Genomic DNA, 25,340 nt, shown 5'->3' with positions numbered 1-25,340 from the left:
TTAGTTGGGTTTAGGAAGATTAGGAGAGTTGCGCACGTTTTTCAGCTGCACCCGTTCGGGAACAGCCGGGCTGGCTTTGGCTTTTAAACCGAAGATTTCCAGCGTATCGACATCATCGGCGACGATGGCTGCCCGGTTTTCTTCGTCCGCGTAATCGAGCGACAGATTGTCCAGCGTGATGTTCTTGCCGTGCCGGATGTAAAAACCGTAGGCCGGTAGTCGACCAAACATCTCCCCGCGCGGGTAGGCTTCGACTTTTTCGAGAACCTCTGCGTTGACCGCCGGGGGCTTGATTGCACCGGGAATGGCTTTAGCATCGTCGCTCAACAACGGTTTGTTACTGCCTTCAAACGTGAGCCGGATTTGCCGGAGCGTGATGTTTTCGACTGGAAAACCGGGAATGCCGGTAATCGAACAGCCGTAGCCGCCAATGCGCGTTCCCTGTACATTTTCGATCAGGACGTCTTTCAGGATGCCGGTGGCCACTTTTGCGCTTTTGCGATAAGGCCGGTTTCGCGCGCCGAGTCGGACAAAAATGGCGGCTCCCTTGATATTGCGGACGGAAATATTAGAGATATTAATGCGCTCAATGCGCGCGCCGTCAACGGTCATGACGCTGATGGCATCGACCCGCGTGTCGAAAACCGTGCAGTTCTGAACCGTAATGTCTTCGAAAAAACCGCTCGTTTCGGTGCCGATCTTGATGCCCGAAGCGTTGGAGCTAACGATGCAGTTGGTGATGGTAATGTCACGGCAGCCTTCGTCTGGCGATAGACTTTTCAGACAAATGGCGTCGTCGCCACTGTTGATGAAGCAGTTGGAAACCCGCACGAGCTGGCAATCGACCAGGTCCATGCCGTCGGTGTTGCGGCCTTTGGCATCGGCGTGCCGGGGCTTTTCGATGTCTTTGTTCTCGCGACTGTCCACCGTAATACCGTCGATCACCAGGTTTTTACAGGACTGGTAAAACTGCACCCATGACCCCGAATTGCGCAGCGTTACCCCCCGAATCTGCACGTCTTCGCAATTCCGAAAATGCAGAATCCGGGGCCGACCACTGAAGGAAGGGGAGAGGTACGGCCCGTTAAAATCATCGCCCCGACCGTCGATGGTGCCGCGTCCGGCAATGGAAATATTCCGGGCATCTTCGGCGTAGATGAACATTTTTTCGGTCACCAGTTCACCCAGATAAGCGGGGTATTTCGAGGCCGTACTGGGAAAATCGTTGACGTTGGCGCTGCCGAGCAAAACCGCCCCGGCTTCGACGTAGAGCGTAACGTGGCTTTTGAGGTAAATCGTCCCGGACAAAAACGTGCCGTTGTGCAAATACACCTTGCCGCCCCCGGCTGCATGGCAGCGGTCGATGGCCGTTTGGATGGCTTTGGTATCCATCGTTTTGCCGTCGCCTTTGGCCCCCGTTTGGAAAACATCCCACGTCCCGGGCGGTTTTTGGGCCAGACCGGTTGTAGTGATTACCAGCCAAAGCAGGACGGTTTTGAAAAAATAAGTCATGATTTAAAGGCGGTTTAGGAATAATCAGGTTGGCAGGTTAGGCCATGACCTTACTTTTTTCCATGATCAGCAGCGGGTAATCCGACAAGGGTAACTCCTTGAAAATCTGGGCCTCGGCGTTGATTCGCCATTTATCGTTGTCAAATAGCTTTTGTTGATCGGCCAATTCAAGAATGTCGCCCGAAAGCGGATCGACCAGAACGGGTTGCTGAAAACCCTTGCCTTCCCAGTCCCAGAGAAACAGATGAACGCTATCGGCGGGCGGGTTATCGGCGGCTTTCTGGTCTGACCAATAGGCCAACACGGGACCGTTTTCGGTGTTTAGCGTGGCGGTACAGACATTTTGCAGGCTCTTTTTAGCCCCTTCGCCAAAGGCCCGGTATTCCTTTTCGGTGGCGGGTTCATTTCCTGGCATCGACTGGACAACCACCGCGCGCGAACGAACGTCGCCATGAACCAGACTCCCCAGATTTTGTAGCGCCTTGTACGCTATTTTTGGTTTGATTTCGGGCTTCTGGCGCAAAATCCCTTTGTAGTTGGTGTTACCGGTTCCTTTCGGGTAATCGTGCAGATCGACGATCAGGAACCAGAGCGTCATCGGGATGTTGAGTGAACAATCGGTCAGTAACCGGCGCAGCATGATTTTGGCCTGAATCGTTTCGGTCCAGGGGCCTTCGCCGACGAAACCGGTGCTGTTCGGGGTCGACGGAAAACCGTTTTCACCCTGCCAGATCGGAATTTTAGGGTTGTAGCGGTCGATCAGTTGCCGAAGTCCCTTCATGCGTTCGGTGTAAGCTTCGGGAATCGTGGTGTAGGGGTGAAAGGAAAAAATGTCGATCAGATCGGCCAGCCCCGCTTCGAACAACTCCCGAATGTAGTTGACGGGCATCCGCGACACGACGCCCCCGACGATGAGGGCTTTGGGGTCGTTTTTCCGAATGAGCGGAGCCGTTTCCCGCACCAGTTGCACGTATTTTTTAGGATCTGGTTTATCCGGTTTCCAGAAACCGGACAGGTTGGGTTCGTTCCAGATTTCGTAATGCTGCACCTTACCTTTATACCGCTTGGCAACGGCAACGACAAATTTTTGCCAGGCCGCATTCGCTACAGGATCAGCCGCTGATGGGTAATAGCCGACTTCGCCAGCCTGATAATTGGTGTTGCCGTAGCCGACGTTGAAAAACGGTTTCACGCCCCGGCTGACCAGTCCGTCAACGCTTTCGTCGAGCCACGCCCAATCGTATTTGCCTTTTTCGCGTTCCACCCGCGCCCAGCCCGTTTGCAGACGCCCCCATTTTACGGGCAAATTATCGACCCACGGATACACTTCTTTAGGTTTCCACAAATCGCGGTCGAGCGTTTCGCAGCCGATGCCGAAAGGTGAGCTTTTGATCTCCGACGGTTTTTTCAGTTTTACCGAACCAATCTTTTTCAGTGGTTCAGTTTGAGGTATTAAAGCCGCTTTAGTCTCCGAATCAGGTACAGAAATCGAAGCCGTCAACGGAAGAATGGTCAACGTTTTGAGGAAATTTCGACGGTTGTTTTCCATAAGTTAATAGCTGGTCAGCGGTTCGTTGAACACATTGCAGACGTGCAGCGAATGGCTGTTGAAATGGTAAGGTCCTTCGTAACCGGTATCGCCCAGGAGGTGACTAACGAGGGCAATCGAGAGCGGATAAAACCACGATCCGAGCATGATGTGCGTGCGGGTCGGGTCCTCGTCGCGGAGTTCGGCGGAGGCTGTCGTTTCATTTTCGTTCCAAATCCAGTGCGGACGCGGCACCCAGTCAGAGGGTTGGCTATCCCGGCGGTGCAGCAGCCAGCCGACGCCGTCCGCGCTTTCGTGCTGAAGCGCGTGGGCCAAGTACCGCCGACAAGCCGCTTCGACATCGTCCCGGCGGTAATCGGTCAGGGCCGCGAGGTTGGCGAGTTGATACGCTCCGTCGAAATCCGGGCAATCGGAGCCACCGGGCCAGAACGAACCGTCGGGCAATTGACAGGCTAAAGTCGAATCAATGGACTGTTCCAGAAACCGCAGCGGCCAGCCCAGCGCAAAATAGATCGGGACAACATGGATGGTTCCGAATAAACCGTTGGCCGGATCGGCACCGAGCTGCGTGCCCCAGTAGCCGGTTTTGGCATCCTGCAACTCTTCCAGCGCCGGGAACACCGCTTTTTCCATCAGTGCATCCACTTCCGACGCGCCGAACCAGTCGCGGAGGGCAAACAAGGCCGTGGCCGCTGCCAGTACCTGATTACCAGCCGCCCAGGAGTTGCGCCAGTCGTAATGCTTCACCCAGCGGTAGAGTCGGTTGGCGTCGAGGAGCGGTTCCAGAAACCGCAGTTCGCGTTCGGGTTTGCGGTTTAGGACGCGCAACGCCCAGATGTTGCCCCGCGTGTAATGCCAGGCCGGTTCCATTTCGTCCAGCGCCCGGATGCGGCTAAATTCCGCTGGTTTTCCCGAAAAATACCCCTGTTCGGTTTGCCGACGCTGGAACTGTTCGGCCCAGATGTCGAGGTCAGCCGCCGGGCGGTTGTGTAATTCGCCAAATAAATCGAGTACGTGAGCGGCATGATAGGAGCCGTAAAAACTTTCCCCTTCGCCCCGCTCTTTCCGGTACACGCCGGGTTTATCGCCAATTTTCATGGCATCCACAAACTGTAATGCCGCTTGTTTAATGCGTTGATATCCTTTAGTTTCTGTCATGGCTTGTTCTTATTTTACGAGCGATAAAACCGATTGGTCGGCCAGCAAAACCGGGTAGTCGGGCACCGGCACCGCCGTGAACGTGTGGCTGTTACCCGATTTTTTCCACTGGCTTTTTGGAATCTCAAACACCTTTCCCGAAATCAGATCAACCAAAACCGGCTTGCTGAATTTTCCTTCGACGGTCACCGTCGTTGGTTTGGGGTCGTACGTTTCCGCCGGGCGAGCTTCGCCACTCCAGAGTGTCACGAGGCTGCCACTGTTTTTTCGCTGGCGATACTGAAAGGCTGAAACCGTTTCCTGATCGACTTGGGGTTTTACTTTATCCAGCAGTTCGAGCTGATCGTCGAAGGTGGTGAAAACGTGCTGGGCGGCTTTGTACGCCATTTTGGGACGCTCAATGGTTTTGTCAGCGTTGGTTTTCAGGATACCTTTGGTGTTGACGCCCGTCATGTGATCGCCAGCCGCGTAATGAATGTCGCTGATCGTGAACAGGTTGGTGGCAATTCCGCGTCCATGGTCGCCGAGCATCCGGCGCAAATCCCATTTCGCCTGACTAAGTTCGGTCCAGTCGTATTGCCGCAAAGCACCAATCGTCACGGCACTAGCGGTGGATGGCGCCCCATTTTCACCCTGCATGAACGTGATTTTGGGGTTGTAGCTCCAGACCATCTGGCGCATCTCCTCGATTTTTGGATAGGACGTGTCGGGGTTGGGCGCGTAGCCGTGGTAGGTGAGAATGTCGATCAGGTCGAGGGCATTTTCCTTTTTCAGGTGTTCCAGAAACGGCTTCATGAAATTGGTGGCCGGGACACCCGCCATGCCAAGGGCAATCAGTCGGGCGTTGGGCTGGATGGCTTTCACAAGTTTGGCCGTACGGATGTAGAAAACCGCCACTTCTTCGCCCGTGTTCTGTTTGTTGATGTCCGGTTCGTTCCAGATTTCCCACTCGGTCACCTGATTTTTGTAGCGATTCACCATCGCCTTGACCCAGTTATCCCAACCAGCCAAGCCTTCTTCCGAGGTGGGAATTCGGCCCGCCAGCTTGGGTTCGCCACCACCGGGGTAAATCGGATTGCCGTACGAGAGTTCGACCCAGGGCGCAACACCCCGCGAATAGGCATCGGGAATGACGGCATCCAGCCAGGCAAAATCATATTGCCCTTTCACTTTTTCGCACTTGGCCCAGCCGCCCTGCAACCGGATTCGCCGGGCGCCGAGCGCATCCAGGTAGGTTTTGTACGATTGATAATCCGTATAATCGCGGTCGAGGGTTTCGCCCCCAATCGACCAGGTCGAGGATTTGATTTCTTTGGTCATGCGGGGTTGAATCTGACCAACCTCTTTGAAATCTTTGGGCGTCAGTATGCCCTGACTGGCCAGCATGGTTTGCCCGAACGAACTTAGACTGAGGCCAGAAAGTCCCAAAATCAGTACGGTTTTTGAAAACGATCTCATGGTTTAGGAAGAATAGAAGAACGGTTTGATTGTAAAAAACCGGCGATGAAAGCCGCCTGTAATGACCGCGCTGACGAGTCGTAATGAACGTGATCGATAAAATGGTCACTGCCCAGGTTGCGGGTGAAGGTGTACAGGTCGATCACCGGAACGCGGTGTTTTTGCATGATGTCGTCGGCAATGGCGTTATAGGCATTCAGGTCGCGGGCGTAGCGTTTGAAGGCTTTTGAGCGGGTGTTGTGCCGTTCGTCGTCCACGTCCGTCGTCCGCATCCAGACCAGGCGAATGTTTCGTTTGACCAGCAGTTGATAAATGGCTTCCAGGTTTTTTCGGTAACTGACCGAATCGACCTGAATGGCGTTGGTTTCGGGCACCCGCTTAATGTCGTGCAAGCCACAATTCAGCAGTAACACATCCGGCTGAAAGGCTTTGTCGGCGGTTTTTAGCTTTAGAAATTCAAGTACCATGCGCGAATCACCCCCGTTGGCACCCACCGGAACATCCAGGTTTTTAGCCGCCTGGCCATCGTCACTTTTGCGGTCGTATTGCCAGAAACCCTGCACGTATTTTTCCAGAAACGGGCCGTAATGCATGGAGATGCTGTCGCCGATGACGTACAGTTTGGGTAGGGGCTGAACCGCGCTAGTCAGCAGCCAGACCGTCAAAAAGCCAAGTATTCCGGTGATTTTTTTCATGCCATTTCTAATTATCGTTGCCGCGAAAACGCGCTGGTTACGTCTGCTGTGCCTGGGTATGGAAACCGATGCTCCGCATCCAGGCGTTGGGGATCAGTAGCCGGGATTCTGCGTCAGTGCCGAATTTAAGTCGATTTCCCGTTGCGGAATAATGTACAGTACATTGAAATCATTGATCCTGAATCCTTTGGCCCGCATGATGGGGAGGTAGCGCCCGGTCCGCACCAGATCAAACCACCGCTGGTTTTCGAAGGCAAACTCAAACCGGCGCTCGTTCTCAATAGACAGTCGTAAGCTGCTCTGGTCGGTGGCTTTGGTGGCCCCTAAACCGGCCCGTTTCCGAATCTGGTTCAGTAAGCTCACTGCTTCGGCATTAAACCCGACTTCGTTGGTCGCTTCGGCATACATCAGCAGCACATCCGCGTAGCGCAGCACCGGAAAATCTACATCCGAGTCACTGGGTAAAGCACCATATTGCTTGTATTTAATCACAAACGGCTCGTTAACCGTCTGGCCTTTTGTATCCAGATATGACGTTTGAATGGAAAACGTTTTGCGCTCATCGCCAGCCTCGTAGGCGCTGATGAACTCGGGCAGGGGCCGGTTGACACCGCCACCGTTGCCACCGTTAGGCCCCAGAACGGCGGTTCCGATGCTCCAGGGCGTGAAGCTGGCCCAGAAGTTACTTCCTTGTCCGGTATTGCCCGATTTGTATTGGACATTGAATAGAATTTCGGCATTGGTTGGAGTGGCAAAACTGAATACGTCGCCGTATTTGGGCAGGATCTGGTAGCGTCCCGTAGCCATCACTTCCTTTAGCTTCGTGGCAGCTTTGTCCCATTCCTTGCGAGTCAGGTAGACCTTGCCCAGCAGCGCTTTGGCGGCTCCCTGCGTGGCACGACCTACGTCCGCCGTTGCGTATTGGGCCGGGAGTTTCTGTTCGGCGCTTTGCAGGTCGCTGATAATGAATTGGTAAACTTCCTCGGCGGGTGTGCGGGTCAGGTTGCTGGCTCCTTCGGGGTCCGTGATTTCTTCTTTCAGCAACGGCACATCGCCAAAAAGCCGCACCAGATTAAAGTAGAACAGCGCCCGCAGAAACTGGGCTTCGCCGGTATACTGCGCCTTCGCATTGTCGGGAATAGATGCGCTCTCAATCCGTGTCAGGATGGCGTTGACGCGCCGGATGCCCAGGTAATGATCCCGCCAGGCACTGTAAACGATGTTATTGAGCGAGGTGTACGTGTGATCAATGAACTGGTAATTGTCCACATTTCCCGACTGCCGGGTGACACCGTAATCGGTATTGTCCGCCGAAACTTCGCCCATCCAAATCAGCGCCGAACCGTACAGGCCCGAGGCCCGAAGGGTTGTGTAACCACCAACGATGGCGTTGTTAAAATCGGCCGCCGTTTTAAAGAAGTCGAGGGAGTTGCGGTCGGTCTGGGGCGATAGGGCCAGAAAGTCGTCCTGACAGCTGCTCAGCGAAAACAGACTCAGGCCTAAAAGGAATAGTGATTTCTTGATAGTCATGGCTAAATCCGTTTCAGAACGTGATACTTACACCAGCGGTAATGGTACGGGCCGGGGGGTAGCCCGCGTAGTCAATTCCGGCCGCCAGCACGTTGTCGCCGGCGTTACTGATCTCCGGATCGTAGCCCGGATACTTCGTGAACGTGAACAGGTTGGTGCCGGTGAGGTAGACGCGGGCGGCCTGCATCCGCAATTTTCCCATCAGATTTTGTGGCAGATTATAGTTCAGGGTGACGTTCCGAACGCGCAGGTAGTTGCCCTTGAAAACAAAGAAGGAACTGTAGCGGAGGTTGTTGTTAATGGCTCCCCGCACTGCCCGGGGCGATTTACCGTCGCCGGGCTGATCGACCGACCGCCAACGGTTTTCTTCGATGCTGGCCAGACTGTTCTGAACGCCGTGAAAACCGTAGACAAATACGCCACCCGCCCAGAACACGTCATTGCCGTGCGTACCGTTCATCAAGACGTTCAGCGACCAGTTTTTGTAGGAGAACGTGTTGTTAAAACCGTAGAAAAACTTGGGCTGCGGGTTGCCGATGAAGTCCCGGTCGGCATCGTTGATGATTCCGTTGCCGTCTACGTCCCTGTAGCGAATGTCGCCCGGTTTGGCGCCCGGTTGGGTCGCGTGGTTGGCAATTTCTTCGGTAGTCTGGAAAATGCCGTCGAAAACGTGGCCGTAGAAACTGCCGATGGGGCGGCCAACTACCGTGAGATTCGTGTTACCGCGTCCGCCGTCGGAGAAAATCTGCTCGTCGTTCGAGCCTAGTTTCAGGACCTTGTTCTTGTTGAAGGTGATGTTGAAGTTGGTCGTCCACTGAAAACCAGCGCCGGTGATGGGGCGGCCCGTCAGCGCCAGTTCGATTCCCTGATTTTCGAGTTCGCCCACGTTGACCCAGGCCGAGGTGTAGCCGGTTGTTGACGGAATGGCCTTGCTGAGCAGCATGTCCGTATTCCGGCGGTTGTAATAATCCCCCGTGAACTGAATCCGGTTGTTGAACAGCGCAAAATCTAGGCCTACATCAAACTGCTTGCTGGTTTCCCAGCCCAGGTTGTTGTTAGTAAAACTGGCCTGCGACAAGCCCGGAACCTGGGTGTTGCCCAGCACGTAATAAATGTCGGAGAGCAAGCCGATGGCGCGGTAGTTGCCAATGTCGTTGTTGCCGGAAAAACCGTAGCTGACCCGCAATTTTATGTCGTCAATGGCTTTAATATTCTTGATAAAATTTTCTTCTGACAGCCGATAACCCAGCGAAAAGGAAGGGAACGTTCCCCAACGGTTGGCCGCTCCGAAGCGCGAAGAACCGTCGGAACGAATTGTAGCGGTCAGCAAATAGCGGTCGTTGTAGGAATAATTGACCCGGCCCAGGTACGAGAGCAGGCTCCATTCGCCGATGGTGTAGCTGCCACCGGTAATCTGGCCACCGCTGACGTTTTCGAGTAGATCGTCCGGGAAATTGGTGGCATTATTTCCATTGGAAGTAGACGTAGTTTTCTGGGAGGTGAAACCGACCAGGGCATCAATGGAGTGTTTGCCGAAATTCCGGCGGTAATTCAAGGTGTTCTCGTTCAGCCAGTTAATGCCTTCGCTGAGGCTGCTGTTGGCAACGGCGGGCGCGGTGGGTGTGCTGGCAGCCAGGGTAGAAGGTTTGAAATAGCTGGATTTGCCGTAGGTTAAAATCGTTCCGACGCTGACGCGCAGTTTCAATCCTGTCAGAAATTCGTATTCTCCGAAGGCGTTTCCCTGCAAAAAGAATTGTGAGCTGTTGCGTTTCAGTTCATTGGCAATTTTTACCGGATTCTGAACCGTAACCGCTCCTTCATTGACCAGATCGAAGGTATTGCCGTAAGTACCATCGGGATTGTAGACTGGAATCGTGGGCGGCATCGACCAGGCTGAATTGATTAGGTTGAGGTCGCCGTAATGCCCCGTCGAAGGAATGTCGTTCGACATGGAATACGTGGGAGCCAGGTTCATTCCGATGGTAAACCGCTTCGAAATGTTTCCTTCCACGTTCAGCCGGGCCGTGTAGCGTTTGAACGACGATGAAATCAGAATGCCTTCCTGATCAAAGTAGCCGCCCGAAACTGCGTAACGCATTTTTTCCGAGCCGCCGGTGGCCGAAAGCTGGTAGTTCTGGATGGGTGCGGTGCGGAAAATAACGTCCTGCCAGTCGGTATCATACGCCAGGTTGTTGGGGTCCTGCCACGAAACCGGAATCCGGTACGAGTTCTGGCGCACGCTGTTGGGGTCGGTGATTTTGGCGTTCGCACCACCGTTATCGAGCCAGCCGTTGTTGCGGCCGTCGATGGCGTACTGCGCAAACTGTTTGGCATTCATTAGCTTTAGTAGCTTCGCAGGTTCCTGAAAACCGACGTAGCTGTCGAATGTGAGGCTACTGATACCCGCCTTTCCTTTCTTGGTCGTCACGATGATTACCCCGTTCGAGCCGCGCGACCCGTAGATGGCCGTTGCCGATGCATCTTTTAACACTTCAATGGATTCAATGTCGCCGGAATTAATGGCGTTCAGGCTTGTAACGCCGGGAAAACCGTCCACCACGATCAAGGGTTCGACGCCACCAGAGACCGAGCCAATTCCACGCACCAGAATACTGGCATTACCGCCGGGTGCTCCCGAGGTAGTCGAAATCTGCAAACCGGCGACCTGTCCCTGCAAGGCCTGGTCTAGCCGAGGAACCGGCAACCGCTGGACGTCTTTGGCCGATACGGAGGCTACTGAACCCGTCAGGTCCTTTTTTTGCTGCGTTCCGTAGCCGACGACGACGATTTCGCCCAGTTGTTTGGTGTCGGGCAAAAGCACCATGTTGATCGTCGATTTAGTGCCAACGGGAGTTTCCTGCGTGATGTAGCCAACAAATGAGAACACCAGAACGGATTGGTTCGAAGCGACTCTAAGGCTGTAGCTGCCGTCCGGCTGCGTGGTTGTTCCGGACGTGCTGCCTTTTTCAATAATCGTCACGCCGGGCATGGGCTGGCCATCTTCTTCAGCGACTTTACCCGTAATAGTGATCTGCGCCCATAGGAAAGCGGGCCAGACACTCATCAGCATCAGAAGACTTAGCCTTTTGTAGTAAATCGTTAAGGGTTTCATAATATTCAATTATATTGAATTATGATTTAGGAGTAATTTAATGCAAGGCTACAACGTTTAACGGTTTTTTCAAAATTATTTTTGTAATTTTACAATTATGGGTTTTATTTTCTTTTAAATTGAGATAATGCGTTGCATTGGGTGATGGCTGGTTTAGCGCCAACACTAGCATCATTTCAAGTAATATTCATTAATATTGAATTAAGGCAATAGGGCCTATCTTTGCAGAAAGAAGGGGGCAGCTGAACATGGGGAAACAGCGTGAAGGAATGATTGCGGAAAGGAAACCGTAGAAAACAGCAGGAGAGGGCTAAAAAAGGAAGGTTCGGTGAAACTACGAGTTCTTCATTTCTTTGACCATACGGTACGAGTAATAGCTTAAAAAACCAATAACCAACCCTATAGCGGCCCAGATCAGCCAGGAGGTTTGGAAAAAAGCGGATGAAGAATTGCCTTGGGCGGTATGGATTGATTCTTTGAGGGAGAGAATGGGTAGCGAAGCCGGGATCTTATCTTTGAAATAAACGAGATCATACCCCGGAGCCTGGGTGTCCGGATTGGAAAACGCCAGGTGATAAGATTCTTTCGGGTTTAGTTCGGCCACCATATACGTTGTCAATTGCTGGGCCGACAGGGTGTTAATGACAAGTGGGAGGTTATTCTGGTTATGGACAATTAACACCAGTTCGTCGGTGTGCAGCGGGGGGAGCTCAACGGTGTGCAGACTATCGTTCGAGTTGAGTTCGAAGGATTTGAGGCTCTCGAAGGGGCGTTTGGGGCGGTGCCGTTGGGACGGCACCGTTCGGCGCTGAACCACCTCCACCCGACGCCGGTAGTGGGTGGGCGCAGCGACTGTTACCGTGAGCCTGTCGGGCCGAACTCGTGATGGAAAGCGGAGGTGAAGGTAACTTTTATGGTTTGAGCTGTCGCTTTGCGAAAACGTGCTGCCGGGAATTTCCGAGTAGCTGCCCGCTCCGGTGGCGATGGTGTAAAAACCGACCTTGAGAATATTCAGGGGGGCACTGAGTGAATCGTTGATATCCAGTTTGTAGTACTCATAATCGCTGAGCGGAAAGCCAAGAATTCGCACTTCGGAGGTCGAGGCATTACTCGTGACGGGTTGCAGCACGTAATCGTCTTCAATCCCGTACCATTGTCGGCGATTGTTGCTCCCGCTTAGCCGGGCTTTTTTTCGAAGGTTGGTGTTTTTGATAGTCAGCCCGAGGGAATTGATCGGCTGTTTCGCCGGGTTTCGAAGCACGAGTGTGGTGCGGCCCGGGGTGGTTTGCCGACTGATCAGTTCGTATTCGGTAAACGAAGCTGTCTGCACGGGCTGCTCCTGCGTTAGTAAATACGGAACCTCCTGCTGCTTTTCATTATAGAGCCGAATATCGGACCGATCCTGCTTTAGCTTTCCAATAACGGCAGGTGGTAGCAAGATCCGGTAATAACCCGCTTGCTGCACTGCCGGAAGCTCGGCTCGAAACGCGAACGACTGCGCCAGGCCGGGGAGGTTGTTTCTAAACAGAAGCAACATCAGGCTAAGAAAGCGGATCGTGCGTGGCATGGGCATCGTCGGTGAGAATGAGCTTCCGGATTTTCTGATACATGAACGATATCACCAGCAAAAGTACACCCAGCGACAGAAAAGCCGCTATTTTGCCACCTTCGGAGATGCCCTGAATATCGTACAGAAATAACTTAAGAATAGTCAGGGCAAACAAGCTGAGGGAAACAATCCGGAGCTGACGGTTTTTGCGGTTCAGGCCCACCCACATGAACAAAAAGGCGCAAAGGCCCCAGAGAATCGGCAAACCAACTTTATTGATCTGAATCAAGACCTCATCGTAGTGATTGATGGCCACCGGCCTGGTTGGCGATCCCGAAAAACGCAGGTAAATGACGTGGGCGAACAATTCCGAAGAGGCTACATACACAATGACATAGGCCAGAAACCAGGGCCAGAGCCGCAGCAGAAAAGGAGGCATTGGTTCGAGCTGGCTTTTGATGCGGTCGATAAACCCGACAATCAGCAGGGCTGCCAGCAGGCTGAGGTAGTGAAAAGGAAAGCCCAGCAGACTCGGTTCGCTGCTCAGAAAGTAATCATCCAGTAACTGCATCGTGGCCGGGCTGTACGCCGACAGGTACGCTACTAGTCCGATCAAGCCCAGGCCGACGGTTTGCCAGCGACTACTTCGGGTGTTGATGCGTTGACCGATGAAGAGAAGACAGACCACAAAAAACAGGTTATAGCACCCGGTCAGAATGGTGTAATTGGGACCAAACCCCAGGTGTCGGGCGAGCTGATAGTCCAGTTCCATAAATCCCGTCAGGTACGTAACGATCAGCGCAACATAACCGATCAGCGGACGGTAGAGGGAAACCGGCAACTGGCCCGCCCAAAAAGGAATGGCTTCCTGCTGGAAAGCCAACAACCAGCGCGTGCCCGCCAAACCCGCTATGGCCAGCAAACCGGTAATGAACGCTTTGTTGAACACAATGGGCAGTGGCTCGGTTGTAGTTGGGCCGTACAAAGCCGTCCAGTCCATCACCAGACTGATCAGCATCAGCGCCAGAACGATAACGGATGCTCCGGCCACAAACCGTAGTCCGGATTTCTGCGCCAGCCACAGGAGCAGCACCGCTTCAAGCGCCCAGAACATGGTGATAAAATTGCCGTCCAGTTGCACCGGAACGGCCAGACTGACGAAGGTAATCACCAGCCCGATCAGCAGGTAGATGAGGGTGCGGTCGACGGCTTTCCGGCGGTAGAGGAAGGAAGCCAGTCCAAAATTGATGACGGCGAGCCCAATGGTGAAAAGGCCCTGGTAAGCCTGCTGGTTGCTATGGCCCAGAATAACCATACCGGCTGCGTAGAAAAAAGCCGTGCTGCTCAGTAGTAAACCAATTTCGAGTGCCGAAAAACGGGCCTTCTCCTTTAGGTTGTTGATCAGGTTCATGGCCATGAACACGGTGTAAAACAGCGTGGCAAAAATCAATGCTCCCCGGGCGGGCAGTTTTTGAGTGGCAATGGCGTCCGACAGCCAGGCTGTAAACAACAAAACCGTAAAACCGTAAGCGACGAGGTGAACGAGGTTCCATTTCTTAAAGTACGACAGCACCAGCATGCCCACATCCAGCAGTAGGATGTAGGTTAGCAGAATCCGGTAGTCGCCCGGGCCGGTACTAACCATAAAAGGCGTCGCAAAACCACCCACCAGGGAGATAACGGCCAGCTCGACCCGGTTGTAGGAAATCGCCAGCAAAACGGAAAAACCGGTAATGACGACCATCAGCGCAAAAGCGGTGGTCTGAGTAAAGATGCCGTAGTCATGAAATGCAATGGCAATCGTGAAATACAACACGGCCAGACCGCCCCCAACCAGCACGGAGCTAAAAGCGCTGAACGTATTCCGCAACCGGTGCGCAATTCCGATCAGGGCGCCACCTGCCAGAATGCCGATCAGCACACGGCCTATCTCGTTGATCCAATCCTGGTCGATGGCATACTTGACGAAGTAGCCGATGCCCAACACCAGAATACCGATGCCAATTTTGTTGATGAGGTTTTCACCGATGAATTTTTCCAGGTCGGGGTTGTCGCGCAAAAACCGTTGAAAGAAAGAGGGCTGAGGTTCTTTAACCACCGGCGGGGGCAGGGGTAACGCTGGTTCAGACGGTTCTTCGACGGGTTGCGGAATGGGCGGAGGAGTGCTTTCCGGATTGAAAACGGGTGGTTTTGCTGGAATGGCTTCGGGACGAATCGGCCTGGGTTCGGGTTGCGGAATCACCGATGGAGCCGGTTCTTCGCTAACGGCTCCCCGTTCGTCCAGCAGAATGGGGCCAGGGGTAGTGGTTGGTGGGGAATCCGGCTTGAGAAGCTCCCGAAACTCCTTTAAATCGGTACGCAGCTGGCTGATTTCCTCATTTTGCCGCTGAACCAATTGCTTAACATCGCTGAATCGACGGTATCCGATCAGGATCAGAATAATGACGATGAGCAATAAAAACGCTTCCATAGCAGGTGGGAGAGAAGTAGTGTGGGTGGTTACGGGCTGAAAATCAGGACCAATATACGCGACGCAGCCACAGCCGCCAAACCTTTTTAAGGAACGGTACCGGACAAAAACGCTATCCGATGGTCTGAATGGCCGTTTTTCCGAACGAAATGAACGGGCGATTGCGGGTTTTCGGGGATTGATCGGTAAAACCGTCGGGCTGATCGGTAAAAACCGTCCGCTGGTCGAATGGAAAAAAGAAGGGTTAAACGCAGCGGCCAAATCGCCCTCTAACCATCAGTTACGAACAACTAAACAACGTACAATCATGAAAAAGTCAATCTTCGCCCTCGCAATTGCTACCCTGTTGAGCACCGGTGTTTCAATGGCTCAACGTACCTATAATCCGAATGCCAACCGCCCGAACGCACCGTTCAACAACTCGAAGCCCGGTTCGCGCCTGGATGACCGAAAAGAAGATATCAAAATCGACCGACTGAACGCGATTGTCGATCTGTCGCGGAAACAGGAGAGAGAGTTGAAGCGCATCGAAGACCGCTACGACAACATGGAACTGGTAACGATGCAACGTCGGAACCCACAGATGTACCAGCGTTTGCAGGCTCAGAAACAGCAGGAGATGCTGGATGTACTGAATAAAAAACAACTGCAAAAATGGATTGCTTTTCAACAATCCAACCGCTACAACCGCGGTCCGGTGTATGGCCGTCGCTAACGGAAACGGATTGCGCACTGGCAACCCCGTCTTCTCCGTAGAGAGGGCGGGGTTTTGTTTTTGTGAAAAGTGATTTCGCACCCGTTGAGTGGTGCCGATCTTTTCAGTAATTTGCCGTATGACGATTCCACCACTGGATTTGATTCTTTTGCTCGGCACGGCGCAGGGGTTTATCCTGGCGTTCCTGCTGTGGTTCAACCGAAAAGGCAGTCGCCTGTCGAACCGGCTGCTGGCCACCTTGGTGGGCTTGCTGGCATCGGCGAGTCTGGCCGTCGGGATTCCAATCGCGAATCGGTGGATCAATCTGTTGGTGGATTTTGTGCCGCTGATTATCGTCATGCCGTTCGGCCCGCTGGTTTATTTCTACACGCGCTCATTGCTGGAACCGGATTTTCGGCTGGGCAAACGCGAGAAAAGACATTTCTGGCCGGTTATCATTGACCTCGGCAGTCGGCTCATGGCCTGGACTTTCCTGTTCGGCCTGTTGCTGGGCGTTTTCAACCGGTCGGAGGGCCGGAATGTGGCCGAACTAATGAACGTCTACGATATGTACGCCGATATTCCACGCTGGCTATCGGTGACGGCTTATGTGATTGTGACCATCCACTGGTTGCGCCGGTTTCGAAGCCACAACGCCGGGCTGGCGGCAAAACGGCCCGGGACTATGCGCTGGCTGCGGCAAATTCAGGTGATTTTTGTGAGTTTTCAGATCATCTGGCTGCTGCATTTGGTGCCGTATATCATTCCGGCGACGAGCAATGCGTTGCTGGATGCATTTGGCTGGTATCCGCTTTACATTCCGATTGCGATCATGATTTACTGGATTGGTTTGGGCGGTTATTTCCATTCGCGCAGTGCGGTTGTGCCGGAACCTGAGCCCGTCCGTAAGGTCGTCGCTTCGGTTTTACCGGACGAACTGGTGCAGGAAATGTCGGCCGGTTTGCGCCGGTCGATGGAAATGGATAAACTTTACCTGGATCCCGAGTTGAGCGTCGAGAAAGTCGGGCGGCATTTGCAGCTACCGGCCAAAACGGTTTCGGCGGTTTTGAACCAGCACCTCGGAAAAAGTTTCAATACCTTCGTGAACGAATACCGGCTCGAAGAAGTCAAACGACGGCTGAACGATCCGGCGTTTTCGAATCTGACCCTGACCGGCATTGCGTTCGAATGTGGTTTCAACTCCCAGGCTACCTTTCAGCGGACGTTCAAACAAATGACCGGTTTTTCTCCGAAAGAATACCTGAACCGCCAGGTTGCCTGATTCTGCCATCCCGCTGAAACTGATTTTTTGTCAAAATTTCCTCTCAAATCCGGATTTGAGCAGATTATAAGCCGGTTTTGGGTGTGTTTTGGAGCAAATAACACGCTCCATGCAGTATACAACAAATCGCTTTGCGCAACTCTTTTTTTGGCTTTTGCTCACCTTTTTCGCCGGTTTTGCCAGCGCCCAGACTTCTTATCTGACCCTTTCCGGAAAAGTCATTAATCAGGATACCGGCGAACCGGTGCCGTTTGCTACCCTTACCGTCGCGGGCCAGAGCCTCGGAGCCGTCTCCAGTGTCGAGGGCGGTTTTCTGCTCAAAATCCCGACCAGTTTCGCGAACGATCGTTTGACCATTTCCAGCGTAGGGTACCAGTCGGCCACGCAGCCCGTACCGCCCGCCAGCCGTTCAAATTGGGTGATTCGGTTGAAGGCTGCCACGGTGATGCTCGATGAGGTGCAGGTTCAGGCTCGCCGAAAAACCGCCGAAGATATCTTGCGGGAAGCCGTGGCCGCTATCCCGCGCAATTACGACACCACTTCTTTGCAGCTAACAGCCTTTTACCGGGAAGATCAGGAGTTTGGTGATAAACCCGTTGTGTCCAGCGAAGCCCTCCTGTCCCTTTACAAAGCCGCTTATAACCAGACCGAGCTAAAAGACGGCATGAAGTTGATCAAAGGGCGAAAAAAGGAATACGACCGGGCCACCCACCAGCTACCGCCCATAATCAACATAAACAACGGTGCCCGAAACCTGCTTCTGTACACCGACTTTGTCCGGTTTCCGGCTTTCAAACGGAATATCATCAACGAACGGAATTTCAAGTATTACGATTTTACGCTGAGTACGCTCAAGGGCGACCGCCTGACGTATGTGATCGATTTTAAGCCGGGTAAACGGAAACGGAAAGCATTTGGGGTGGGCAAACTCTACATCGACGCCCAGACGATGGCGTTTGTTCAGATCGAATACCAGGCAACACAGGCCACCATTGATGCCGAAAACAACCGGGGCTGGTTGCTAAAGAAAATGGCGTCGGCAATCCATAAACTAAATTTGAAGTTTACCGGCCTCAAAGAAGTGGTGAAGTATAGCTTACCCGGTCAGGCCGGAGCAGCGGGCCGATGGCATGTAAGCCATGTCGAACGGAAGTATCATTTTCAGATTGATAGCAAGTCGCGGAAGCTGATCAGCAGGCCCTGGATCGTGACCAGCAGTTTGAGCGTGACGGAAGTTGGTCCTAAAGGAATAGCCCCGTTTACGGAAGGGAACATCGCCGAAAATCCGAGCCCGATGAGCAACCTCGTTGGCAACCGGAACGATCCGGATTTTGGAGAGAATGACAACCTTCAGCAAGGCGTTTCGGGGAATTTCATTGCTACGGTACAAACGGATTCGGTAACAAACCGGCTCCTGAAATCCGTTGGTAATCGGCAGAACGGTTTTACCCGCGCCGATACCCTGCGGGGGAAACTGACTCCTTTACGCAGTAATTACGATGTGACGTTTTACGATCTGGCCCTGAAAGTAGACATTGATAACAAGGCCATTAGCGGCCAAAACCGGATGCGGTTCCGGGTGCTGGCTCCGTTGAATAAACTGCAAATCGATCTGTACGCCAACCTAACCATTCACCGGATCTCGTACGCCGGGAAACCGTTGCGGTACACGCGGGAGTTCAATGCGGTTTTTGTCGAATTTCCGGAGGTACTCAGGGCGGGCAGTGAACACGAGCTGGAGATCGAGTATGCCGGAAAACCGCAGGTGCCGAATCTGAAGGTGCCGATGATGGGCGGTTTTTTGTGGGATAAGGATAAGAGCGGACATCCGTGGGTGCAGGTGGTCTGTCAGGGATCGGGTGCCAGCCTGTGGTGGCCCAATAAAGATCACCTTTCCGATGAACCCGACAGCCTGCGGATCAGCGTCACCGTTCCCGGCAATCTGATGTGCATTTCGAACGGACGACTGCTGCAAAAAACCGCCCTGCCCGACAACTGGACGCGCTATGACTGGGCCGTGAGCTACCCGATCAACAACTACAACGTGACGCTGAACATCGGGAAATACGCCCACCGGCGTGAAACCTACGGGCCGGATTCGCTGACGCTGGATTACTACTGCATGCCCTACAACCAGGAAAAATTTCGCTGGGTGTTCGACGGCGTCAAGCCGATGCTGGCGACTCTGGAGAAGCACTACGGCCCGTACCCGTTTCCGCACGACGGCTTTACGCTGATGGAATCACTCTACCCAATGGAACACCAGAGCGCCGTATCGTTCGGAAAGTTTCCGACCAAATCGGCCGATTCGCTGACGGTAACGGATTCGCTGGCACTCATGCAACTGGTCTGGCACGAGGTGTCTCATGAATGGTGGGGCAACAACGTCAGTTGCCGGGATATGGCCGATATGTGGATTCACGAAGCTTTTGCGACGTATTCCGAAGGCTTTTACCTGGATTCGGTGGTGGAAGACGGTGAGTTGGGCTATATCGCTTCGCTGGCGTCGCAGGTGATCGGCAAGGAACCCATCGTCGGCGTTCCGGATGTCAACCACATTCACTACGAAATTGGGGATATGTACGCCAAAGGTGCGCTGGTGCTGTACACGTTCCGGCACGCGCTCAACAACGACCGGCTTTGGGCGGATATGCTGAAGGAAATGCAGCAGCGGTTTCGGTTGCAAATCGTCACCACGAAGGACATGGTTGGGTACATCAACGAAAAAACCGGCACGGATTATACCCCGTTTTTCGATCAGTACCTGAACTACACCACCATTCCGACGCTGGAAGTTCAACTGTTCGAAAAGGAAACTTCGCTGGTGGTGAAATACCGCTGGAAAACCGATGTGCCGAATTTCCGGATGCCGGTTTCGGTCACCCAAAAACCCGATCAGTTTGAACGAATCGAGCCTACGAACAGCTGGCAGACGATGACGTTGCCCAACATGACGACTGATGATTTCGAGGTAGATGAAACGCGGTTTTACGTCCGGGTGGAAGTGGAAGAACCCGAGCTTACCCGGAAATAAAACCGCTCAAATCCGGATTTGAATAGACGCTGGCGTGTTTTCAGGCCTGTTTTGTTCCCCAAAAATAACATTACAATGAACCGATTGCCGGGATTCATTTTTCTGTTGGCCTGCACCCCTTTTTCTTTGATTCTGGCGCAGCCGAAAACCAACGCTGGCGGCCAGTCCGGGCACCGCCGTCTACTACACCAATTCTGGTTATTACCTGCTGGGATTGATTGTGGAGAAAGTAACCGGGAAACCCTTCCAAACCGTAGTTCGGGAGCGGTTTCTGCATCCACTGAGGTTAACAAAAACCGGCTTCGATTTTATCAATCTGAAAAATAATGGCAAAACGACGGGCTATACCTACTGGAAAGACTCCGTGCTGGTGACCGTACCGACGGTGGATTCGACGGTGGCCTACGCAGCCGGTGGAATGTACAGTTCGGTCGGGGATTTGTACCGTTGGTCACGGGTGGTGCAAAACCGCAGTACGTTGGTCTGTATCAACTGTATCCTAAACGCAAACTGGCGATTACGCTCGAATCCTGGAGGCTTTTTTTGCAGGTTACCGGCCAGCCCAGGTTTGAGGTATTTGCCGAGAGCGAAACCCGGTTTTTCCTGAAAGAAATCGATGCGCAAATCACATTCGACAAAGACGCCACTGGGAAGGTCTCGCAAGTGGTAGTGCACCAGAACGGCGATTACGTCGCAAAACGGATTTGACGGCAGAATTGGGCGGTTTTAAACTTCGGTCGGGCAATTGGAGTTAGGGAGTTGCAACAAAAAACCGTTATGGCAACCTATCAACCCCTCCACGACTGGACCGTCACACCCACCGAAGCCGTGGCGCTGCAACAGCAACTGCGTCACCAGGTCCGAATCGAGCCGCTGACCAAACCGGTCGAGACGATTGCGGGCTGTGATATATCGTTTAACAAATTTGAGGAGACGGTTTATGCCGGCATTGTGGTATTGGAGCTTGCGACGATGCAGGTCATTGAAGAAGCGGGTGTGGTCAGTTCGGCCACGTTTCCGTACATCCCCGGTTTGCTGTCGTTCCGGGAAATCCCGTCGCTGCTCGAAGCCTGGGCCAAGCTGAAAACTGAGCCCGACGTGGTGATGTTCGACGGGCAGGGTATTGCGCACCCCCGCCGGATTGGTATTGCGTCGCATGGCGGGCTGTTTCTGAACCGTCCGACGTTCGGCTGTGCCAAATCGGTTTTGGTCGGCAAGTACGACGAACCCGCTTCGGAGCGCGGAGCGTGGTCGCCGATGAAGCACTATGGCGAAACGATTGGCGCGGCCCTGCGGACCAAAAATCGCGTCAACCCCGTCTACGTTTCGCCCGGCCATTTGATTGATTTCCAAGCCGCTATCGACCTCACGCTGCGATGCAATGGCGGTTATCGGATTCCGGAGCCAACCCGCCGGGCGCATAATCTCGTCAATGCCCTGAGAAGGGGTGAATACCCGCTTTGAAGCACTGGGAAAAAGGCAGAGTGGTGGTTGGTTTATGGTTGAATTGCGCTTTTAACTAGCTGAACTGTAGTGTGATGGATTGACTGGACGCAGGTCGTGATCGTATCTTTGCTGGATCACAACAAATACGAACCGCTACCATGAACAATCGTTTTTTAGGGGTCAGTGCTCTGCTTGGCGCGCCCTTTCTCTACATTGGTTTTTACCTGGAAAGTCAGATCAAGCATCTGGAAAACTCCTGGTTCACGGGGCTCTGGGGCCTGATTTATATGCTGGGTTGGATGGTGTCGGTGGTTGGCCTGCAACGGATGGAAGCCGCCGGGTCACGCCGGTTTGGCAAAGCAATTCTGTGGACGGTTTTGGGAACGCTGACAATCGCCAATGTTTCGAATGTCTACCAGATTGTGAGTCCGGGTGAAAAATCCAGTTTCTTTTTTATACTGGATTCCTTCTGGCCGATCAGCAATCTGCTGATGATTCCGGTGGGCGTAATGGTGTTGCTGGCGCGGCAGGTAACCGGCTGGCAACGGTTCATGCCGTTGTTGGTGGGGGGCTGGTTTCCGTTTTGTGTGGCCACAATGGCCGTATTGGGTCGGACTTCCGTGACGATGCAGTTGGGCGGTTTTTACTCGGCTATTGCCTGGGCGCTGCTGGGCTATGTGGTGTATACCGGGAAAACGCAACCGAAAAAACGATGGGTGGTTGAGGTGCTTCAGGAGCGGGCCGTTGGCTAACTACTTTTTAAAGGGATCGGGCAAAAGTGCTTTGAATCAGGTCGTTACTAGTTTGGCCTTTGGTGGTTTTTTTGCCGTATCAACCATATATTACCTGGGGTGTTGATGATAAAAGAAGATTTCTGTTTCACTTTTATCAGCGCACTTTATGATTTTAAAGATGGACCGGCTGCCGATAGAGCTGCCTATTCCCAACAATCCGTCGCCGAACGATGCGGCTGCTGTACAAGAGTTACTCGGTGGTAAATTCGGGGAAATGTCGACCCTGATGAACTACACCTACCAGTCGTTCAACTTCAGAGGCCGGAAGAAAATCCGTCCGTTCTACGACGTCATCAGTAGCATTGCGGGCGAAGAGTATGGCCATATTGAAGTAGTTACTTACACCATCAACCTGTTGTTGACAGGGGCGAGCAAGCGCGGAATCGACCCAACGACGACTCCCCTGGCCGATGCCACAAATGCCCGCAACACCCACCATTTTATCGCCAGTGGACAGACTGCGTTGCCGATGGATTCGATGGGACATTTTTGGACGGGACAAAATGTATTTAACAGCGGGAATCTGAAACTGGACCTGCTGCACAACTTCTTCCTGGAATGCGGAGCACGGGCTAATAAAATGCGGGTTTACGAAATGGTGAGCGATCCAACGGCCCGAACCATGATTGGATACCTGCTGGTGCGGGGCGGTTTGCACGTGGTGGCCTACGCCAAGGCGCTCGAGCGGCTGACGGGGGTGGAATTGACCAAACTACTCCCCATTCCGAACCTGAGCAACAACGCCTTTCCGGAAGCGAAGAAGTTTATGGAAAATAAGCTGCACCTGAAATTATATACCTTTAGCAAGGATGATTACCAGAAAGCCGGATTGATCTGGAATGGAACGCATCCGGATGACGGGCAGGAAGTGGAAGTTGTTTTCGGAAGCCCCGAAGGATTTCCGGTGCCCGACCTGGAAGAAGAACCGCAGCTCAACGCCCCCGGCGACGATGAAATTGATCCGGAAATGTTTGCGGATATCGCCAAAAAGATGGGCATCAAGTTATAAGAAGTAAGAACCTACCCGTCTTTCAAAAGCCCCCTCCGTACGAGGGGGCTTTTGTTTGCTTCTTTTTCAGTTTTCTCACGCCATCGCGCTCCAGTCCTTTTTCTGGGCATTCAGGCGCTATTTCCCGACACTTCAGCAGCCCCCATCTTTTGGTTCAAACGGTTTTCTCCCATCTTTACTGAACAATGGAAAAACTGAACGACAACTGGTTACGGCTTATTGGAATTCTAGTCGTGGCAGTGGTGGCCACGTTTGTTTTCTACCAGCCCGACAATGGTCCTGAAGATATTAGCTGGTTTCGCGCCCTGCTGATCAGCCTGATCGAGTGGACGGTGCTGCTGGAAGTCAACCGGCAGGGAATTCTGCTGGCTCGTCGGTACTATCCACGATTGAATCAGACCCGAAAGCGGATTTTTATGGAATTGAGCTGGTTTGTGCTGGCCACCATCATCCAGCGGGTCACAGTAACGTATATCTACGACGTTACCCAATTCTGGGGCTACCCATTGCCGGGAAGTACGTACTGGGTGACTACGCTGGTGTCGTTTCTGTTTACCCTGCCCATTGCCGCGATTTATGAAGGGCAGCATCTGTACCGCCAGTGGTGGACTACCTATTACGAAGCTGAACAACTCAAAAAAGAGAATCTACAGAGCCAGCTCGATTCGCTCAAAGCGCAGATTAATCCGCATTTCCTGTTCAACAGCCTGAGCACGCTATCGTCGCTGGTTTCGGAAGACACGCAGTTGGCCGAACGGTTTATCGAGGAGCTGGCGTCGGTGTATCGATACGTCCTGCAAACCAACGAACAGCCACTAACGACGCTAGACAACGAATTGCACTTTATTCGGGCGTATTTCAACTTGCTGCAAATGCGGTTTGGGCGGAGTGTGGAGCTGGACGTAACGGTTGACGAACGACTGTACGGTTTTTTATTGCCTCCGCTAACGCTGCAGCTGCTGGTTGAGAACGCCGTCAAGCACAATGTTGCGTTGCCCAACCGCCCCTTGCTTATTCAAATTTATTCCGATAACGCGAACAACCTGTTTGTTATCAACTCGTTGCGAAAGAAGCCAAACACGATTCCGTCAAACCAGACGGGGCTGGCCAATATAATCGCTAAATATAAATTGCTGAAGCAGCCAGCGGTTGAAATCCGGCAAACCGACGATTGCTTTCAAGTAATGATTCCCTTGATTCAGGTTACCCAATATGACTATTCTAATCGTTGAAGACGAAGAAGCCACGGCCCGCCGACTCCGGCGAATGGTGCAGGATGTAGAACCAGCCGCCCAGATTGCGGGGCTGACGGTGAGTGTAGACGAAACCGTGGAGTGGTTGCAGACCCATGCCAAACCGGATTTGATTCTGCTGGATATTGAGCTGGCCGATGGGCAGAGTTTCGAAATTTTTAACCGGATTGCGGTGACGAGTCCGGTTATTTTCACGACTGCTTACGACGAATTTGCCATCAAAGCGTTCCGGGTCAATAGCATTGACTATTTGCTAAAACCCGTCAAGGAGGATGATCTGCGGAATGCGCTGGCCAAACTACAGCGCCTGAAAGAGTCGCTGCTGGAATCACCGGAGAGTCTCAAAACGTCGCTGGCGAGTCTGTTGCAAAGAATGGCGGTGTCGTCTCCGGCACCGGTGCGTCCGGATGTACCCGCCCTTCCGTTGTACCGCGACCGGTTTTTGGTGAAGCAGGGCCAGCGGTTGTTTTCGCTCGGTATAGACGATGTGGCCTACTTTTTCACGCGCAATAAGCTCTCGTTCCTTAAAACCCGGGATGGACACGATTGGATGGTGGATTATTCGATGGACGAGTTGTCGGCGATGCTTGATCCGCAGCGGTTTTTCCGGCTCAATCGCCAGGTGATTGCCGAACTGCGGTCCATTGATAAGGTCAATCTGTACTTCAACGGCAAATTGAAAGTGGGGCTACGACCCGTTTCCGACGAAGAAACCGTCGTCAGCCGCGAAAAAGCGGGCGAGTTCAAGATCTGGTTAGGGGAGTAAAAACCGACGCTTCGGATGCAAAACCGGAC

18 protein-coding genes and 1 pseudogene are annotated in these 25,340 nt (G+C 53.1%); 10 read left to right on the top strand and 9 right to left on the bottom strand.

What is annotated here, in order from left to right:
• The 9 genes from ACYVH9_RS13380 to ACYVH9_RS13340 all read right to left on the bottom strand — a co-directional run bounded on the left by ACYVH9_RS13380 (window position 1) and on the right by ACYVH9_RS13340 (window position 15,033).
• Complete coding sequence (locus ACYVH9_RS13380; RefSeq protein WP_460636859.1) at window positions 1-1,512, bottom strand: glycoside hydrolase family 28 protein; 1,512 nt, start codon at window positions 1,510-1,512, stop codon at window positions 1-3.
• Window positions 1,513-1,549: 37 nt separating this feature from the next.
• Entirely contained in the window at window positions 1,550-3,061 is a 1,512-nt protein-coding gene (locus ACYVH9_RS13375; RefSeq protein WP_460636858.1) for a GH39 family glycosyl hydrolase, read from the bottom strand.
• A gap of 3 nt (window positions 3,062-3,064) precedes the next feature.
• Window positions 3,065-4,219, bottom strand: coding sequence for a hypothetical protein (locus tag ACYVH9_RS13370; protein WP_460636857.1), 1,155 nt, complete (start codon window positions 4,217-4,219; stop codon window positions 3,065-3,067).
• Window positions 4,220-4,228: 9 nt separating this feature from the next.
• Window positions 4,229-5,677: a GH39 family glycosyl hydrolase gene (locus ACYVH9_RS13365; protein WP_460636856.1), complete on the bottom strand. Its 1,449-nt coding sequence runs from the start codon at window positions 5,675-5,677 to the stop codon at window positions 4,229-4,231.
• A complete protein-coding gene (locus ACYVH9_RS13360) occupies window positions 5,674-6,372 on the bottom strand; it encodes an SGNH/GDSL hydrolase family protein (protein WP_460636855.1) in 699 nt (232 codons plus the stop codon). Before ACYVH9_RS13360 ends, ACYVH9_RS13365 begins: the two co-directional genes overlap by 4 nt.
• A 93-nt stretch (window positions 6,373-6,465) precedes the next feature.
• Window positions 6,466-7,902 carry a RagB/SusD family nutrient uptake outer membrane protein gene (locus ACYVH9_RS13355; RefSeq protein WP_460636854.1) on the bottom strand — a complete coding sequence of 479 codons (1,437 nt, stop codon included), beginning with the start codon at window positions 7,900-7,902 and terminating at the stop codon, window positions 6,466-6,468.
• A gap of 13 nt (window positions 7,903-7,915) precedes the next feature.
• On the bottom strand, window positions 7,916-11,014 hold the full coding sequence (locus ACYVH9_RS13350; protein ID WP_460636853.1) for a SusC/RagA family TonB-linked outer membrane protein: 3,099 nt from the start codon (window positions 11,012-11,014) through the stop codon (window positions 7,916-7,918).
• A gap of 334 nt (window positions 11,015-11,348) precedes the next feature.
• Window positions 11,349-12,581 carry a hypothetical protein gene (locus ACYVH9_RS13345; RefSeq protein ID WP_460636852.1) on the bottom strand — a complete coding sequence of 411 codons (1,233 nt, stop codon included), beginning with the start codon at window positions 12,579-12,581 and terminating at the stop codon, window positions 11,349-11,351.
• Window positions 12,556-15,033 carry a DUF2339 domain-containing protein gene (locus ACYVH9_RS13340; RefSeq protein ID WP_460636851.1) on the bottom strand — a complete coding sequence of 826 codons (2,478 nt, stop codon included), beginning with the start codon at window positions 15,031-15,033 and terminating at the stop codon, window positions 12,556-12,558. Before ACYVH9_RS13340 ends, ACYVH9_RS13345 begins: the two co-directional genes overlap by 26 nt.
• A 307-nt stretch (window positions 15,034-15,340) precedes the next feature.
• On the opposite strand from ACYVH9_RS13340, the gene ACYVH9_RS13335 reads away from it, so the two are divergent.
• From ACYVH9_RS13335 to ACYVH9_RS13290, 10 genes and pseudogenes are all read left to right on the top strand, one after another.
• A complete protein-coding gene (locus tag ACYVH9_RS13335) occupies window positions 15,341-15,748 on the top strand; it encodes a hypothetical protein (protein WP_460636850.1) in 408 nt (135 codons plus the stop codon).
• A gap of 118 nt (window positions 15,749-15,866) precedes the next feature.
• On the top strand, window positions 15,867-17,009 hold the full coding sequence (locus ACYVH9_RS13330; RefSeq protein WP_460636849.1) for a helix-turn-helix domain-containing protein: 1,143 nt from the start codon (window positions 15,867-15,869) through the stop codon (window positions 17,007-17,009).
• Between the two features lie 109 nt (window positions 17,010-17,118).
• A complete protein-coding gene (locus ACYVH9_RS13325) occupies window positions 17,119-20,043 on the top strand; it encodes a carboxypeptidase-like regulatory domain-containing protein (protein WP_460636848.1) in 2,925 nt (974 codons plus the stop codon).
• A gap of 154 nt (window positions 20,044-20,197) precedes the next feature.
• A pseudogene (locus ACYVH9_RS13320) lies at window positions 20,198-20,452 on the top strand (serine hydrolase); the annotation flags it as partial.
• 38 nt (window positions 20,453-20,490) lie between these two features.
• Complete coding sequence (locus ACYVH9_RS13315) at window positions 20,491-20,751, top strand: DUF3471 domain-containing protein (protein WP_460636847.1); 261 nt, start codon at window positions 20,491-20,493, stop codon at window positions 20,749-20,751.
• Between the two features lie 69 nt (window positions 20,752-20,820).
• Window positions 20,821-21,507, top strand: coding sequence for a deoxyribonuclease V (gene nfi / locus ACYVH9_RS13310; protein WP_460636846.1), 687 nt, complete (start codon window positions 20,821-20,823; stop codon window positions 21,505-21,507).
• Between the two features lie 140 nt (window positions 21,508-21,647).
• Window positions 21,648-22,241 (top strand): hypothetical protein, encoded by a 594-nt coding sequence (locus ACYVH9_RS13305; protein WP_460636845.1) that lies wholly within the window; start codon window positions 21,648-21,650, stop codon window positions 22,239-22,241.
• Window positions 22,242-22,389: 148 nt separating this feature from the next.
• Window positions 22,390-23,292, top strand: a complete 903-nt coding sequence (locus ACYVH9_RS13300; protein WP_460636844.1) for a manganese catalase family protein — start codon at window positions 22,390-22,392, stop codon at window positions 23,290-23,292.
• A gap of 185 nt (window positions 23,293-23,477) precedes the next feature.
• Window positions 23,478-24,524, top strand: a complete 1,047-nt coding sequence (locus ACYVH9_RS13295) for a sensor histidine kinase (protein WP_460636843.1) — start codon at window positions 23,478-23,480, stop codon at window positions 24,522-24,524.
• Window positions 24,505-25,311, top strand: a complete 807-nt coding sequence (locus ACYVH9_RS13290; protein ID WP_460636842.1) for a LytR/AlgR family response regulator transcription factor — start codon at window positions 24,505-24,507, stop codon at window positions 25,309-25,311. Before ACYVH9_RS13295 ends, ACYVH9_RS13290 begins: the two co-directional genes overlap by 20 nt.
• Window positions 25,312-25,340: the final 29 nt, after the last annotated feature.

The organism is Larkinella harenae (assembly GCF_054780515.1).
This window is presented reverse-complemented; position numbering and strand designations above follow the sequence as displayed.